This window comes from Streptomyces sp. CLCI03 (assembly GCF_053615355.1).
The window spans coordinates 6895369-6910114 of record NZ_CM132132.1 but is presented as its reverse complement, the minus strand read 5'-3'; the positions used below and the strand labels follow the sequence as shown (position 1 = coordinate 6910114).

The following is a 14746-nucleotide window of genomic DNA, read 5'->3' as shown; positions in this document are numbered from 1 at the left end:
TGGAGGAGTCGTGTCGGACTGCAGAATGCGAGCCCGCCGGAGTTCCAGTAAGGCCGCGGAAATCCACGACGTCACGACACGGAATCTCGGGGCTTGACCGACTCTGCAGGGGGCTGACCAGCAAGGAGCCACCTGGCCTGCTACCTCGAAGCCCTCACCGAAGCGCTCGTCTCCGGCAGCAGGTGACGGCGGCCGGCCCGGATTCCCCAGGTACGGCCGGTCGAGACGTCAGGCTCCGTCACGCATACCTTGGCCTGGGAGAGCACTCACCCGGTTGGGGGAGGGAGATCGTACCGGCGGCCGACGCCACCTCGCCGCGGTCGATGCGACGTTCGGAACATGACCAGTGTCGAACGGACGATGAAGGCGCTCTGGAGCGCCTGGTGGCAGCGATGGCCGCGCTGGGTGGCCTGGGCAACGATGTCGTGGGCGGTGCTGTATGCCGGCTTCGGCCTGGCGTGCGCGCTGACCCGGACCTCCTTGCTCCACCACGGCAGTGAATCAGGCTCCCCCGGTCTGGGTTGGGCGGCTGTGGCAGTGGGTGCATCGGCGGCGCTGGTGAGCGCCGCGGTGCTGCTGTACGGGCTGCGGCCGGCGCTACGCGGCCTGCTCTGGGTGGCCTGCGGATTGGCCGGGGTCACCGCGTTCAGCCTGCTGATGGATGTGATCACGCTGATGCTCGGTCAGGGAGTGGACAGCAAGGCCTCTGCCGCGAACAAGGCCTTGGCGGCGGTCGGGGCGGTCCTGCTCGCGGCCACGGCCCGGTCGGACCGTCGGCCGGCCGGTACTGCAGTACGAGCGCCGTCCGCTGCACCCCGGCGCGTCCAACTCACCGCCTGGGCGGGAACCCTGACCTTTGTCCCGTACGCGGCGATGAAGCTGGTCTGGGCGTCCGGCGGCACGTTCGCGGGGATCACCGGTGAGGAGATGCTCGCGGTCTCGGAGCGGAACGGCGCCTCGGGGATCTTCCTCACGCTGGAGTCCTGGGGCCTGGACCCCACCGCGCTGCTGGCCGTGCTCGGCGTCTTCCTGCTCTGGGGCCTGGTCCGCCCGTGGGGGCAGGTGTTCCCGCGCTGGACGCTGTTCCTGCGCGGCCGACGGGTGCCGCGCGGGCTCCCCCTCGCTCCGGCTCTGCTCGGCGCCGCCACGCTCGCGCCGTACGGCGTCGTGGGAGTCGGGTACCTGGTCCTGGCCACGGCCGGCCTGGTGACGATGCGGCGCGGCGACTTCCACTCCTCGGGCGACGCGCTGCTCGTCGGCTGGATCGGGATGGTCGCCTTCGCCGTCTACGGCATCGCCCTGGCCATCGCGGCCCGCTCGTACTGGCTTCGGACCCGTCCCGAACAGGCCGTCACCAAGACGTTCCCAAACGGTCGTTGACGACCTTCGGCAGGGCGGCGAGCGTTTCACGTTCCGAGGGCGCCCGCACCCGGCCGTCGCACCATGGAGACGTCGATCGGGTCCTGAACCTCCTCGGTGAATCCGTGGCGCTCGTACAGCCGCCGGGCGGCGCTGCCCTGGAGGACATTCAGGCGAACGGGCAGGCCGCCGGCATCGATCCGTTCCAGCAGTGTTCGCAGCACGGCCGATCCGAGCCCCCGGCCCTGGATGGCCGGAGTGAGATAGAAATGCTCCAGCCACCACCCGTCCTCGGCCGGTCGTACGGTGACGCAGCCCGCGAAAGCGCCATCGGCCACGATGACCGACGTGTGCTGGGAGGAAAAGGAATCCCGCAGCCGTTGCCGGACCCGGTGCTCGTCGAACCGTCCCAGCCGCTCCAGGTCCGGGCGCATCACCGTTGCCCGCAGCTCTGCGGCCGCCTCGACATCCGCCAGCTCCGCGGAACGCAGCGCCCATTCCACGGGACGGCCCGACCGTATCCCGTCCACCCCCGCATTCGTGTCCACGGGCCGAAGTATCCCAATGGCCCGCTGCGAGCACGCGCACAGCAGGACCGTCCACCCGCCGGGCACGCAACAGCCCCTGTCGCGCACCACGTCGGCAGACCGTCCACCTATGGCTCGTGGCTCCCGGATCGGCTCTTAGAACGTTCTTAGGGCGCACCGGGAGTGTGCGCTCATGACCACCACCACACCCCACACATCCGCGGCACTCTCCGTCGTGATCGGTGCGGGCGGCACCGGCGGGCACATCTATCCCGGTCTCGCCCTCGCCGAGGCGCTGCGCGGTGCCGTGCCCGGCGCCGTGGTCTCGTTCATCGGGACCGAGCGGGGCCTGGAGACCGAGCTGATCCCTCGCGCCGGCTACCGCCTGCACACCGTCGACATGATCCCCTTCGATCCCGCGCTGGGCGCGAAGCGGTACCTGCTGCCCGCGGCGCTGCTGCGCTCGGCGCACCAGGCGCGCTCGGTGATCCGGGCGCAGGTTGCCCATGTCGTCGTGGGCATGGGCGGATATCCGAGTGCCCCCGCCGTGCTCGGCGCCCGACTGGCGGGGCTGCCGGCCGTGATCCACGAGTCGAACGCGGTGCCCGGCCGTGCCAACCAGTTCGCGGCCCGGCTCACCCCGCACGTCGCGGTGGCCTTCGACCGCAGCCGGGGCCACCTCTCGGGCGGTGACCGGGCGCTGACCACCGGGATGCCGATCTCGGCGGCCCTGTCCGGCCTCGCGGAGCTGCCCGGTCCGGAGCGGGTGGCGCTGCGCGCCGAGGCCCGGCGCGCGCTCGGGGTGCCCGCGGGGCGCCGGCTGATCGTCTTCAACGGCGGCAGCCTGGGCGCGATCCGTCTCACGCGGGCGGCGGCCGCGCTCGCCGACCTCTGGCAGTACCGGGACGACGTACAGCTGCTGGTCAAGACCGGTCCGGACGCGCTGGCGGACACGGTGGCCGAGCTGGTGTCGTCCGGTGGGGAGCGGATCGCCCGGGCCGTGCCGTACCTGGACCGGATGGACCTCGTCTACGCGGCCGCCGACCTGGTGGTGTGCCGTGCGGGCTCCGCGACCGTCGCCGAGCTCGCGGCGACCGGGGTCCCGTCGGTCCTGGTGCCCTACCCGTACGCCCCCGGCGACCACCAGACCCACAACGCGCGGGTGCTGTCGGACGCGGGCGCCGGACTGCTCCTGCCCGACTCCGAGACCACCGCCGAACGCCTCGCCGGTCTCATCGGGCCGCTGCTGGCCGACCCGGCGCGGCTGTCGGCGATGGCCGGCGCCGCCGACCCCGGCCCGCACGCGCGGGCCGCCGAACTGCTGGCCGCGGAGGTACTCCGCGTCGCCGGCCTCGTCCCCACCCCTCACCTGGAGCGCATATGAACAGCTGGACCGACCGCACCGTCCTCGTCACCGGCGCGGAGGGCTTCATCGGCTCGACGTTGGTGGACCTGCTGGTGGCGCGGGGTGCGCGGGTGCGCGCCTTCGTGCACTACAAGCCGTACGCCGAGAAGGGCCACCTGGCCCGGTACCTCGCCGACCCGGACGGTCCGGTGGAGATGTGGGCGGGTGACGTCCGTGACGCGGGCCGGGTCAGCGACGCGGTGGCCGGCTGCGACACCGTCTTCCACCTGGCGGCGCTGATCGGGATTCCGTACAGCTACGCCTCGCCGGGCGCGTACGTGCAGACGAACGTCACGGGCACGCAGAACGTGGCGGAGGCCTGCCGGCGGCACGGCGTGCGGCGTCTCGTGCACACCTCGACCAGTGAGGTCTACGGGACGGCGCTGACCGCGCCGATCTCCGAGAGCCACCCGCTGCAGCCGCAGTCCCCGTACTCCGCGTCGAAGATCGGCGCGGACATGATGGCGCTCTCCTTCCACCACGCCTTCGAACTCCCGGTGACGGTGGTGCGCCCCTTCAACACCTACGGGCCGCGCCAGTCGGCGCGCGCCGTCATCCCGACGATCCTGGCGCAGCTGCACGCGGGGTCCCGGGAGATCCGCCTCGGCTCGCTCACGCCGACCCGGGACTTCACGTACGTGACGGACACGGCCGAGGGCTTCCTGGCGGTGGCCGAGTGCGATCGGGCGCTGGGTGAGGTGGTCAACCTCGGCACCGGTGAGGAGATCTCGGTCGGCGCCCTGGCCGAGGCCCTCATCGCGGCGTCCGGCCGGGACGCGGAGGTGGTGGTGGACCCGACCCGGCTGCGCCCGTCGGGCAGCGAGGTCCAGCGCCTGCTGTCGGACAACTCCCGGGCCCGGGACTGGGCCGGCTGGCGGCCCCGGGTGGGCCTGGAGGAGGGTCTGCGCCGCACCTCGGACTGGATCGCGGCGAACCCCTCGCTCTTCGCCCCCGACCGGTACGCCGTCTAGGACGGCCTCTCCGGATCCGACCGGTGCGAGCCGGCCGGATCCGGCCCGGGGCGCCGTCAAGCGGACGTCCCGGTGATATCCCGGTGAACCGTCGACCGCCCGCCGGATATCTTGGCTGGTCCCGCACCGATCACGGAGGTCCTCCCGCATGAGCAGCACGACGCCGTCGTATCCCGACCGTATGGAGCTGACGGGCGAGGGCCTGGTCCTGCGTGACTGGACGGCGGCGGACCTGGCGTCGATGCCCGAGCTCTTCGACCACCCCGACATCGCCTACTGGACGCCGATCGTCTCCCCCTTCGACGACGCGGCCGCCCGCAATCGGCTGGAGCGGGCCCGGCAGCTGCGCCAGGAGGGTACGGCCCTGCTGCTGGCGATCACCGTCGACGGCGGCGCCCCGCTCGGCGAGGTGATGCTCAAGCGCGCGCCCGAGGGCACCGAGCTCGGCTACGCACTCGGGCCGGCGCACCGGGGCCGGGGTCTGGCCGCCCGCGCGGTGCGGGTGATGGCCGCGTACGCCTTCGAGGAGCTGGGGGTGGAGCGGGTGATCCTGGAGCTGGAGGCCGAGAACGCCTCCAGCGTCGGCGTGGCCACCCGGGCCGGCTTCCGCCTCCTGGACGTGCCGTTGATCACGGGCGAGGAGAAGGGCCGCCCCTACGCGCTCCAGACCTGGGGCCTCGACCGCTCCTGACCCTGGAGAGCGAGGCCGGAGGCGTCCATCGGGGCCGCGGGGTGCGGGTCGGGGGCCTGGAGGGCGAAGGCCTCGGCCAGCAGCTCGTACGAGCGCCGACGGTCCGCCGGGTCGCAGGTCAGGGTGTTGATGATCAGCTCGTCCACGCCGTGGCTCGCGGCGAGGGCCGTCAGTACCGCGGACACCTGCTCCGGCGCCCCGGACACGAGGGCCGTGCGGTGCACCTTCGCCCGTTCCAGTTCCGCGCCCGTCCAGCGGTGGCGGCGGGTGGTCTCGTACGACGGCAGCGGCCCGTCCTCGCCGAGATCCTTGCGGGCGCGCCACAGCAGCAGGCTCTGGGCCAGTTCCTCGGCGCGGGAGGCGCTGTCCGCCGTCACCACGCGTACCGCGAGCGCGCCGCCCGGTCGACCGCCGGTGGAGGTACGGAACCGGTCGCGGTAGTCGTCGAGGGCCTCCTGGCCGCCCGTCGGGGAGAAGAAGTGCCCGAACGCGAACTCCGTGCCCAGCATCCCGGCCAGCCGCGCCGACTCGCGTCCCGCGCCCAGGAGCCACATCTGCGGCGGGACCGGTGCGTGCGGGACGACTCCGCCCTCGCCCAGCAGGGCGCCCAGTCGGGCCAGCCGGTGCGGGAAGTCGCGGGCGGGTCCGCCGGCGCGGCCGATGCCGAGGTCGACGCGGCCCGGGTGGAGGGAGGCCAGTACGCCGAACACCTCGGCCACCTTCGCCGGGTCGTAGCGGGGCAGCAGCACGCCGCCGGTCCCGATCCGCATGCGCGAGGTGTGGGCGAGCAGGGTGCCCGCGAGGATCTCCGGCGCGCTGCTCGCGAAGCCCGGCGAGTCGTGGTGTTCGGCGACCCAGTAGCGGGTGTAGCCGAGTGCCTCGGCGGCGCGGGCGAGGTCCACGGAGGCGCGTAACGCCTGGTCCGGGGTGTGGTCCTCGCCGACCGGGGTCTGGTCGAGTACGGACAGTCGCAGCTTCGTCATGACGGGCCGCCTTTCAGTGCTGGTGGGCGGGGAGACCGGTGGCGCCCGCCATGGTCGCGGGCACGATCCTGAAGTCCCGTTCGAAGACCAGGTTGTGGAGGTCCGCGGCGGCGATCGCGCGCAGGGTGGGCAGTTCGGCGGCGGCCTGCGCGTCGTCGAAGACGTTCAGCGGCCATTCGGAGACCGTCGCACCGCGCAGGTGCGGGTGGTGGAAAGAGGCTCCGTAGTGCGCGTACAGCGTCACGGGCGGGATGTCGGCCGCCGACTGCTCGTCCCACCACAGGGTCCAGGCGTGGAAGAGGCTGCGGTCGTCCGCTCGTTGGACACCGCTGGCGTCGATCACCCCCTGCCCGAGGAGGAGTTGGTCGTTGAGCTCGGCGAGCGCCTGGCGGGCGTACGGGTCCAGCAGGCGGGCGGCGGTGCGGAAGTGCTGCTCCTTGTCGGGGCGGGAGACGGCGCCGCCGTGGATGCCGTCGCGCAGATCGGCGAAGTGGCGGAGCAGGGCGTCGAGGTTGGGGACGTCGGAGGTGGTCATGTCAGCTCCAGGGAGGGGAGGTTGTCGGGGTCGTTCGGTGAGGTGAGCCGGTGCAGGGCCAGCCCGAGCCAGCCGCGCATCGACGCCGCCGGATGCCCGCCGGGAGCCGGGCCGGGGCCGGGACCCGGGCCCGGTCCGGGGGCGGGCTGCAGGAACGCTCCGTGGCCCGTCTGCCGGAACTCCCGTACGGCGACCTCGACCCCCGCCGCCCGCAGCAGGCGCCCGTAGCGGTGCACGTCGTCGCCGACGGGGTCGAGGTCGCCGGTGGCCATCACGGCCGGGGCGAGTCCGCGCAGGTCGGCGGCCTCGAAGGGGGTGCTGTGGAGCCGCGTGCCGTCCGCGGCCACGGGCAGCCCCGGAGCCCGGTAGTCCTGCCAGGCCGCCCTCAGGTAGGAGGCCGTGGGGAACAGGTCGGGGAAGCGGTGGTACGAGGCCGCCGCGCACCCCGGGTCCAGCGGCGGGTACGCCAGGACCTGCGCGGCCAGCGGAATCCCGCGGTCGCGGCAGACGAGGGCGGCGGAGGCGGCGAGGGTGCCGCCGGCGCTGTCCCCGCCGACGGCCAGGACGGGCGGGGCGGACGGGTCCCCGGCGGGCCGGTCCCGCTGTTCCCCGGCCCAGGTCAGGGCTGACAGGACGTCCTCGACCATGGCCGGGTGGCGTACCTCGGGGGCCAGCCGGTAGTCCACGCTCACCACCGCGAAGCCGGAGTGGTGGGCGAGTTCGGCGGTGGCGCCGTGCCAGTCCCGGGCGGATCCGGCACGCCAGCTGCCTCCGTGGGCCCACACCAGCCAGCCCTGCGGTGACGGCCTACCGGGCCGGTACACCCGGGCGGACAGGGGCCCGGACGGGGTGGGCACGGACACCTGCTCCCAGCTGACGACGGTGGGTGTGGCCATCGGGGTTCCTTTCCATCGGTAGCCGGCGCTCGCGCCGGGCCCGGGGCCAACGTTCGCGGCCGGGACAGGGCTGTCACAAGGCGGAGTTGCCTTAGTGGAGGCGCGCACTTCGTCAGCTGGACCGCTCGGTGCGCAGGAACAGGACGGTGGTGAGGATGCCGACCACGACGATCACGGTGTTGACGATGACCGCGGTCGTGATGCCGGCGTGGATGTCGGTGTGGGCGGCGGCGACCGCGGACATGATCGGGGTGCCCATGGTGATGCCGATCTGCTGGGTCATGGTCGCCAGACCCGTCGCCATGCCCTGCTCGTGGTCCGGCAGACCTGTCGTCGCCGTCACCATGAACCCGACGATCACCAGCATGTTGCCGACGCCACCGGCGAACGTCGCCGCCAGCAGCAGCCACATCGACGCCGACGTCTCCCCCAGCGCCACCAGGCTCAATGTCGCGACGGCCTGCAACACACCACCGATGATGAGGGTGCTGCGGGTGTTCGTCGCCGCGATGACCCGCGGTGCGATCGAACCACCGATCACGGTGCCTACACCCAGCACACCGAAGGACAGACCCGCCGTCAGCGGCGAGAAGTCCAGGACCTCCTGGAGGTACAGGGTCATCAGGAACACCAGGCTGGTCTCCGTCAGGAACGCGATCAGACCCGCGACGTTGCCCCACGCCACCGTCTTCTTCTTCAGCACCGACACCGGCACGAGCGGGTCCGAGCTCTTCGACTCGATGGCGTAGAACGCCACCAGCAGCACCGCACCCGCGGCCAGCCAGCCCAGCGCCGACGGAGCGCCCCAGCCGTGCTCACCGGCCTGCGTCAGCCCGTAGATCAGCGCCAGCAGACCCAACGTCACGGCCGTCGCACCCGGCACGTCCAGCTTCGGACGCACCTGCGGACGCGACTCCTTGATCACGGTCGGAGCGATGAACAACACCGCGAGCGCCACCGGGACGTTGATGAAGAACGCCCACCGCCACGACAGCAGATCCGTCAGGACACCACCCAGGATCGCGCCCGTCGTGAACCCCGCCGACATCAGAGCACCGTTGAGACCCAGCGCCTTCTGACGCAACGGCCCCTCCGGGAACGACGTCGTCAACAGCGACAGACCCGCCGGCGTCACCGCCGCCGTCGCGAGGCCCTGGAACACGCGCGCCGCGATCAGCATCTCCGGCGAGGTCGCCAGACCACCCACGAGCGAGGACAGGCCCAGCACCGCCAAACCCACCAGGAACAACCGGCGCCGACCGAACAGGTCCGCCACCCGACCGAACAACAGCGTGAAACCCGCCGCGCACAACGCGAACGACGTCGCGATCCACTGCAGATTCGACAACGAGAAACCGAGCCCGTCACCGATCACCGGCAACGCCACGTTCAGAATCGAGAAATCGACCGCCAGCATGAACTGCGCCACCAGCAGCACCACAAGAACCAGCTTGAGACGCCCGTCCAGCCGAACAGGCCCCTCCGTTCCCGTATCGACGACCCTCGTACCCTCGACGACCGACATCGCGAACCACATCCTCTCGATCACGCAACGAGCTGTTGCGTCATCGACTCTGGACCGGTCGGAGGGGGTTACCCAGCCCCCTGGTCTTGCTGGCGCCGCGCAAGCTAGCACTCCCAGGGCCACCTTCCCGGGCCCCCTTCGGCGCCGTCCCCCGGCACACTGGAACGCATGGACACACCGACTGCTCTGGGCGAATTCCTCCGCACTCGTCGCGCCCAGCTCCAGCCCGAGGACGTCGGGCTCCCCTCCCACGGCACCCGCCGGCGCGTGCCCGGGCTGCGGCGCGAGGAGCTCGCCCTGCTGGCCGGCGTGAGCATCACCTACTACACGCACCTGGAGCAGGGGCAGAGCACGAACGCCTCGGACAGCGTCCTCGACGCCTTGGCCCGCGCCCTGCGCCTGACCCCGGACGAGCACGCGCATCTGCTGAACCTCGCGCGGCCGCCGCGTGCCAAGCGGGCCCCGTCGCCGCGTCCCGAGTACGCCCGTGACACCACGCGGCGTCTGATCACCTCGATGCCGCACGTCCCGGCGGTGGTCCTGGACGGCCGCAACAACGTGCTCGCCTGGAATCCGCTGGGGCACGCCCTGCTCGCGGGACACGTGGACATCGCGAGCCCCGACGACCCGGCCGTCCGCCCGAACCTCACGCGGATGCTGTTCCTGGACCCGCACACCCGGGATCTCCACACGGACTGGAAGAGCGAGGCACGGGTCGCCCTTGCGGCCCTGCGCCTGGTCGCCGGCCGCAATCCGGAGGACCGCGCGCTCGCCGAGCTCATCGGGTCGCTCATGCTGCAGAGCCCCGACTTCGCCTCGCTCTGGTCGAAGCACCCCGTACGGGACTGCACGGTCGGTACCAAGAACCTGCACCACCCGGTGGTGGGCCCGCTGACCCTCGATTTCGAGAACCTGAACCTCACCGACGGCACCAACCACCGGATGCTGCTCTACAGCGCCCCGGAGTCCTCCCCCTCGGACGCGGGGCTGCGCATGCTGTCGAGCCTGACCGCGGCGTCCACGGGAGCGCGGCACGACAGCCCGAAGCCCGCGTCGGCGGATGCGGACGCGGGCGGGGAGGCGTAGCGGGAGGCGTACGAGGTACGGGAGCGGGGCGGGCGGTCAGGCGGTCAGGCGGTGCGGTGGCCGCCACCCGCCGCCGCGGGGACCGGAGCCGGGTCCTGGTCCTGGCCTTGCCCTTGGCCCTCGTACGGGGCCACGGCCGGGTCCGGGGCGGGCCGGGTACGGGGCTTGGCGCGGCCGAAGCGGCGCATGACGGGCATCTCCACGAAGCGGAACAGGAGCCAGCCGCCCAGCAGGGACGCCGCGAAGAAGCCCGCGATCACCAGCAGGGCGACCGGGACGCTGTAGGTGTTCTCGCCCAGCAGGGAGCGGAAGTAGAAGATCGTGACGCCCTGGACGAGGTAGAACCCGAAGGACACCTCGCCGAGCCACACCATGGGGCGGCTGCGCAGGAAGGTGGCCCGGTCGTCCACGTCGGCCTGGGCGGTGGCGCCGATGAGCGCGGCGACGGGAACGATCGTGGCGACGACGAAGCCGTACTGGAACGGGGCGACGAGCGCGGCGGCGTAGCCGAGGACGGTCAGGGCCAGGGCGGCGCCGAAGCCGACGCGCCGCGGCCAGAGTCCGGCCAGGACGACGCGGGCGAGCAGGATGCCGAGGGCGAACTCGAAGACGCGGCCCAGCGGCAGCAGGTAGCCGAACCAGAACTGCAGGTCGGAGACGGGCGTGATGGCCGACTTCGGGGTGTCGGGGACGACGTAGGTCGAGACGAGCTGGACGGCGACCATGCCGACGACCATCAGGGCGCTCCACACCCACAGCGCCGCGCCCCGGATCGTGCGGATCGGGACGATGAGCAGCGGGAAGAGCACGTAGAAGAGCAGCTCGCTGCCGAGGGACCAGCTCGGCGGGTTCACGCTGAGGTTGATGCTCGCCTGCGGGAACCAGGTGTGGATGAGGAGCAGGTTCGGCAGCCAGTCGGCCACGCTGGTGACGGCGGCGCCCGCGAAGAGGATCATCGCGGCGGCGAAGACGACGATGTGGTTCGGGAAGATCTTCAGGAGTCTTCGGCGGAGGAAGGCCGTGACGCGCTCGCCGGGCCGTGAGGCCCACGCGAGGACGAAGCCGGAGAGGACGAAGAAGAACGAGACGCCGAGGTAGCCGGCCTTGTTGAAGGCGGTCGAGAACCCGTCGGCGACGGAGGCGTCGGCGAAGGGGTTGATCGGGGCGTTCGGCGGTATCGGGGAGTCGGTCAGTGAGGAGTGGAAGAAGAAGACGGAGAGTGCGGCGAAGAACCGCAGGCCGGTGAGGGAGGGCAGCTTCGCCCGCTTCGCGGCGTCGGGGGACGTCGTGGAGGCCACAGGGATCGCTCTTTCTGGAGTGGGTTCGTCGGGGGCGGCGGCCGGGACCGGGCTCCGTCGTGCGGGGCGCGGTCCCGGCTGCGCGAAGGGGCGTACGGGACTGCCGGGAAGGGCGCGGGAGGCCTACTGCTCGATCTCGTTGCGGTAGACCATGAGCTTGGCGTCCTTGGCCACGTAGTAGTTCTGGACGGAGTAGGCGATGGTGGCGAAGTCGAGGCGGCCGTCCCCGTTGAAGTCGGCCGTGGCGATGCGGGCCACGGACTCCTCGGAGACCCGCCACTTGGCCCAGATGCCGTTGGCGGCGTCGATCGCCTTGTAGTACATGACGCCCTGCCAGGGCCACGGTCCGCGCAGCGCCACCAGGAACTCCTCGTCACCGTCGCCGTCGAAGTCGGCGCAGACGATCTGGTGGCCGGGGCCCTCGCCGTTCTCGTTGGGGTCGCCGTACACGTCGAGCAGGACGCGGTTCCAGCCCTCGCCGCCCTCGGCCTTGGTGTAGACGGCCACGGTGTTGCCGTGGAAGGGCTCGATGGCGGCGACGTAGGCCATCGGGTCGTCGCCGAGGCGGCCGGCGTTGAGGTCGCCGCTGCCGCGGAAGCCGGTCTGCTCGAACTGGGTGAGCTCGCCCGTGCCGATCAGCTCGCGGACCCATTCCTGGCGGGCTTCGTCGAACCAGAGCCAGGTCACGCCCTCGTCGGAGGCCAGCAGCAGGGATTCGAGGTCGGAGCCGGGGACCAGGCCCCGCTTCTTCTCGGCGCCGTGGATCATTCGGAAGTGGCTGTCGTCGATGACGGTCATCGGCCACTCTTCCGCCGTGTGCACGTCGTCGGGCTGGGTGAACAGCACGACGGGCAGGACGGCGTGCACGTCCTCCTTGGCGACGATCGGGAGGCCGATGATCTGCAGCCGGTCGGTGCGGGTGAAGTGGCCGGCGCGCAGACGGTGCATGCCGGTGGCGCGGCCGACGTAGTGGCGCTTCCAGCGCGACTCGTCCTTGTCGGGGGTGCCCGGGTTCTCCAACCAGTCGATCTTGCCGCCTTCGGTGTTGGCGTCGTGGATCGTGCCGATCGGGCCGTAGAGGTCGTAGCAGACGATGACGTCGGGGTGGCCGTTGCCGCTGACGTCGGCGAAGTCGGCGCCGACGGGCATCTTGATGCGGTCCGCTATCAGCCGGCGGGTCCAGTCGCCGTCGTTGGCGTACCAGTAGATCTCGCCGAGGCGCAGCCCGTAGCCGAACAGGTCGGGCTTGCCGTCGCCGTCGATGTCGGGCGCTTCCAGCCAGTAGCCGTCACGGAGCTGGTCGGCCACGACCTCGGCGGTGAACTTCGGTGTGCGCAGGGCGGTTTCGGTGTGCTTTCCGGTGCCGGTGGTGGTCATGAGTGGCTCTCCAGGGAGGTGAGGGCGGTCGCGGGGTGGAGGGTGCGCAGTGCGCGGGGTACGGGGTGGTACTCGATGGCGAGCCAGATGCAGTCGGTGTCGGCCCGGTACTGGTGCCAGGGGTAGTGGTAGGTGCACTGGGGGCCGGTGGCGCAGAACGGGTCCGGGGTGGTGTAGCCGGGGCTCATCAGGACGTCCTGGTAGAGCGAGGCGTGGTCCCGGTCCCGGAAGCGCTGCATCCGGCCGAGGCCGTGGACCTGGGTGTGGACCTCGATGAAGTCGTGGCTGTTGTGGACGGCGCAGTCGGTGCCGGCGGGTGAGAACCAGAGGTTGGCGCGGACGTTGAACTCGCGCAGGTCCAGGGCGCTCTCACGTTCGCCGAGTACGTGGGCCGGGTCGAACAGGACGGTGTTGATGTCGTCCTGGGGGCTGCGGTACAGGGCGGTCTCGCGGGGGAATTCGCCGGGGCCGAGGAGGTCGGCGAGGTGGGACCAGCCGGGTTCCTCGGTGATGCCGGTGATGTCGGTGCCGTCGGGGGCGGTGCGCAGGAGGAGGAGCGCGTCGGCCTTCTCGATGCGGGTGTCGGCGAGGACGGTCGAGGAGAGCGGGGGGATGGTCTTGCGGGGTGTCTCCGCGATGGTCACGGGCGTCACGCCGGGGTTGACGACGATGGTGCGGCCTTCGACGGTGTAGTCCACGGCGTCGCGGACGAGCGCGGCCCTCAGGTACGGGGTGCTGAAGTTCAGCGGGCGTTCGACGGCGGACGGGGTGGCGCTCATACGGCTGCTTCCTCTCGGGGGTTCAGGTGCGGGCGAAGTCGGCCGTGCGGGCGAGCTCGACGCTGAGTTCGTCGACGGCGCTGTCGGGGACGAAGGGCTCGGGCGCGGGTCCCAGGCCGAAGAAGTGGGCGAGTGCGGCGACCGTGCGGTCTGTGGCGCGTCCGTCGCCGTACGGGTTGGCGGCGGTGGCCATCCGGTCGTACTCGGCGCGGTCGCGCAGCAGGGCCAGGGTGCGGGTGACGATGCCCTCGGTGGCCGTGCCGACCAGGCAGGCGGTGCCGGCGACGATGGCCTCGGACCGCTCGGTGACGTCGCCGAGGACCAGGGTGGGCTTGCCGAGCGCGGGCCCTTCCTCCTGGCTGCCGCTGCTGTCCGAGACGATGACGTCGGCGCGGCCCATGAGCTTGCAGAAGCTGAGGTAGGGCAGCGGGTCGACGACGGTGATGCTCGGGTGGCCGCCGATGTACGGGAGCAGCGCCTCGCGGACGACGGGGTTGCGGTGCAGCGGGACGACGACGCGGACGCCGGGCTCGTCGGCGATGCGGGCGAGGGCCCGGCCGATCTGTGGCAGGTGCGGCCAGGCCTCGCGGCGGTGCGCGGAGGCCAGGACGATCCGGCGCGGGTCGTGGTCGAGGTCGGCCAGGGCCGGGTCGCCGTAGCTCCCGGCGCGGCCGCTGGCCCAGCGCAGGGCGTCGATGACGGTGTTGCCGGTGACGGTGATCGTGTCGGCGGCGATGCCCTCGCGCAGCAGGTTCGCCAGGTTGCCCGGGGTGGGGGCCAGGTGGAGGGCGGCGACCTGCGCGACGAGCCGTCTGTTGCCCTCCTCGGGGAAGGGCGAGCCGAGCCGGCCGCTGCGCAGTCCGGCCTCGACGTGGACGACGGGGATCCGCTGGTGGAATCCGGCCAGGGCTCCGGTGAGGGTGGTGGCGGTGTCACCGTGGACCAGGACCGCGTCGGCGGGCGCGGTGGCGAAGTAGTCCTCCAGGCCGCGCAGCGAGCGGTAGGTGACCTGGGAGAGGGTCTGCTTGGGGGCCATCACCTTCAGGTCGACGTCGGCGGTGAGGCCGAAGGCCTCCAGGGTCTCGTCGAGCATCTGGCGGTGCTGCCCGGTGGAGATCACGACGGGCTCGAAGCGCGGGTCGTCCTGGAGGGCGCGGATGACGGGCGCGAACTTGATGGCTTCCGGCCGGGTGCCGAGGACTACGGCGACGGAACGCATGGCTTCCTCATCTTTCTGACACGTTGGGAATCGAAATCGAGCCGTGGCGGGGCGTACGAGGGCACGGCACGGCGGTGTACCGCGGGCCTGACGAG

Annotated in this window: 14 protein-coding genes; 5 read left to right on the top strand and 9 right to left on the bottom strand. The window is 71.9% G+C overall.

Features of this window, described 5'->3' with window-relative positions; all coding sequences use genetic code 11:
• Positions 1–339 precede the first annotated feature (339 nt).
• Positions 340–1380: a hypothetical protein gene (locus ACWG52_RS31965; RefSeq protein WP_390169093.1), complete on the top strand. Its 1041-nt coding sequence runs from the start codon at positions 340–342 to the stop codon at positions 1378–1380.
• 26 nt (positions 1381–1406) lie between these two features.
• Here the strand turns inward: ACWG52_RS31965 and ACWG52_RS31960 are convergent, their stop codons facing one another.
• On the bottom strand, positions 1407–1862 hold the full coding sequence (locus ACWG52_RS31960) for an N-acetyltransferase family protein (RefSeq protein WP_453126636.1): 456 nt from the start codon (positions 1860–1862) through the stop codon (positions 1407–1409).
• A gap of 217 nt (positions 1863–2079) precedes the next feature.
• Here ACWG52_RS31960 and ACWG52_RS31955 point away from each other — a divergent pair, with 217 nt between their 5' ends.
• From ACWG52_RS31955 to ACWG52_RS31945, 3 genes are all read left to right on the top strand, one after another.
• Positions 2080–3270, top strand: coding sequence for a UDP-N-acetylglucosamine--N-acetylmuramyl-(pentapeptide) pyrophosphoryl-undecaprenol N-acetylglucosamine transferase (locus tag ACWG52_RS31955; protein ID WP_390135670.1), 1191 nt, complete (start codon positions 2080–2082; stop codon positions 3268–3270).
• Positions 3267–4262 (top strand): SDR family NAD(P)-dependent oxidoreductase, encoded by a 996-nt coding sequence (locus tag ACWG52_RS31950; RefSeq protein ID WP_375936212.1) that lies wholly within the window; start codon positions 3267–3269, stop codon positions 4260–4262. The genes ACWG52_RS31955 and ACWG52_RS31950 overlap by 4 nt, the downstream gene beginning before the upstream one ends.
• 148 nt (positions 4263–4410) lie before the next feature.
• Positions 4411–4953, top strand: a complete 543-nt coding sequence (locus ACWG52_RS31945; protein ID WP_390135668.1) for a GNAT family N-acetyltransferase — start codon at positions 4411–4413, stop codon at positions 4951–4953.
• Here the strand turns inward: ACWG52_RS31945 and ACWG52_RS31940 are convergent.
• The 4 genes from ACWG52_RS31940 to ACWG52_RS31925 all read right to left on the bottom strand — a co-directional run bounded on the left by ACWG52_RS31940 (position 4917) and on the right by ACWG52_RS31925 (position 8892).
• Positions 4917–5936 carry an LLM class flavin-dependent oxidoreductase gene (locus ACWG52_RS31940; protein WP_389807323.1) on the bottom strand — a complete coding sequence of 340 codons (1020 nt, stop codon included), beginning with the start codon at positions 5934–5936 and terminating at the stop codon, positions 4917–4919. The genes ACWG52_RS31945 and ACWG52_RS31940 overlap by 37 nt on opposite strands.
• A 13-nt stretch (positions 5937–5949) precedes the next feature.
• Positions 5950–6471, bottom strand: a complete 522-nt coding sequence (locus ACWG52_RS31935) for a hypothetical protein (RefSeq protein ID WP_389807324.1) — start codon at positions 6469–6471, stop codon at positions 5950–5952.
• On the bottom strand, positions 6468–7367 hold the full coding sequence (locus ACWG52_RS31930) for an alpha/beta hydrolase (RefSeq protein ID WP_389807325.1): 900 nt from the start codon (positions 7365–7367) through the stop codon (positions 6468–6470). Before ACWG52_RS31930 ends, ACWG52_RS31935 begins: the two co-directional genes overlap by 4 nt.
• 112 nt (positions 7368–7479) lie before the next feature.
• Positions 7480–8892, bottom strand: coding sequence for an MFS transporter (locus tag ACWG52_RS31925; RefSeq protein ID WP_453126633.1), 1413 nt, complete (start codon positions 8890–8892; stop codon positions 7480–7482).
• A gap of 168 nt (positions 8893–9060) precedes the next feature.
• Between ACWG52_RS31925 and ACWG52_RS31920 the strand changes: the two genes are divergently transcribed.
• Positions 9061–9978, top strand: a complete 918-nt coding sequence (locus ACWG52_RS31920) for a helix-turn-helix transcriptional regulator (RefSeq protein WP_389807329.1) — start codon at positions 9061–9063, stop codon at positions 9976–9978.
• A 44-nt stretch (positions 9979–10022) separates the two neighbouring features.
• Here the strand turns inward: ACWG52_RS31920 and ACWG52_RS31915 are convergent, their stop codons facing one another.
• From ACWG52_RS31915 to wecB, 4 genes are all read right to left on the bottom strand, one after another.
• A complete protein-coding gene (locus ACWG52_RS31915; protein ID WP_453126631.1) occupies positions 10023–11276 on the bottom strand; it encodes an acyltransferase family protein in 1254 nt (417 codons plus the stop codon).
• A 123-nt stretch (positions 11277–11399) separates the two neighbouring features.
• Positions 11400–12653, bottom strand: coding sequence for an FG-GAP repeat domain-containing protein (locus ACWG52_RS31910; RefSeq protein WP_389807333.1), 1254 nt, complete (start codon positions 12651–12653; stop codon positions 11400–11402).
• Positions 12650–13432: a hypothetical protein gene (locus tag ACWG52_RS31905; RefSeq protein ID WP_389807335.1), complete on the bottom strand. Its 783-nt coding sequence runs from the start codon at positions 13430–13432 to the stop codon at positions 12650–12652. The genes ACWG52_RS31910 and ACWG52_RS31905 overlap by 4 nt, the downstream gene beginning before the upstream one ends.
• A 22-nt stretch (positions 13433–13454) precedes the next feature.
• Positions 13455–14651, bottom strand: coding sequence for a non-hydrolyzing UDP-N-acetylglucosamine 2-epimerase (gene wecB / locus ACWG52_RS31900; RefSeq protein WP_389807336.1), 1197 nt, complete (start codon positions 14649–14651; stop codon positions 13455–13457).
• Positions 14652–14746 lie beyond the last annotated feature (95 nt).

What these genes read in the sequence shown, in the direction of transcription:
- ACWG52_RS31965 (WP_390169093.1), top strand. Translation starts at nt 340, where the DNA reads ATGACCAGTGTCGAACGGACGATGAAGGCGCTCTGGAGCGCCTGGTGG.
- ACWG52_RS31955 (WP_390135670.1), top strand. Translation starts at nt 2,080, where the DNA reads ATGACCACCACCACACCCCACACATCCGCGGCACTCTCCGTCGTGATC.
- ACWG52_RS31950 (WP_375936212.1), top strand. Translation starts at nt 3,267, where the DNA reads ATGAACAGCTGGACCGACCGCACCGTCCTCGTCACCGGCGCGGAGGGC.
- ACWG52_RS31945 (WP_390135668.1), top strand. Translation starts at nt 4,411, where the DNA reads ATGAGCAGCACGACGCCGTCGTATCCCGACCGTATGGAGCTGACGGGC.
- ACWG52_RS31940 (WP_389807323.1), bottom strand. Translation starts at nt 5,936, where the DNA reads ATGACGAAGCTGCGACTGTCCGTACTCGACCAGACCCCGGTCGGCGAG.
- ACWG52_RS31935 (WP_389807324.1), bottom strand. Translation starts at nt 6,471, where the DNA reads ATGACCACCTCCGACGTCCCCAACCTCGACGCCCTGCTCCGCCACTTC.
- ACWG52_RS31930 (WP_389807325.1), bottom strand. Translation starts at nt 7,367, where the DNA reads ATGGCCACACCCACCGTCGTCAGCTGGGAGCAGGTGTCCGTGCCCACC.
- ACWG52_RS31925 (WP_453126633.1), bottom strand. Translation starts at nt 8,892, where the DNA reads ATGTCGGTCGTCGAGGGTACGAGGGTCGTCGATACGGGAACGGAGGGG.
- ACWG52_RS31920 (WP_389807329.1), top strand. Translation starts at nt 9,061, where the DNA reads ATGGACACACCGACTGCTCTGGGCGAATTCCTCCGCACTCGTCGCGCC.
- ACWG52_RS31910 (WP_389807333.1), bottom strand. Translation starts at nt 12,653, where the DNA reads ATGACCACCACCGGCACCGGAAAGCACACCGAAACCGCCCTGCGCACA.
- ACWG52_RS31905 (WP_389807335.1), bottom strand. Translation starts at nt 13,432, where the DNA reads ATGAGCGCCACCCCGTCCGCCGTCGAACGCCCGCTGAACTTCAGCACC.
- wecB (WP_389807336.1), bottom strand. Translation starts at nt 14,651, where the DNA reads ATGCGTTCCGTCGCCGTAGTCCTCGGCACCCGGCCGGAAGCCATCAAG.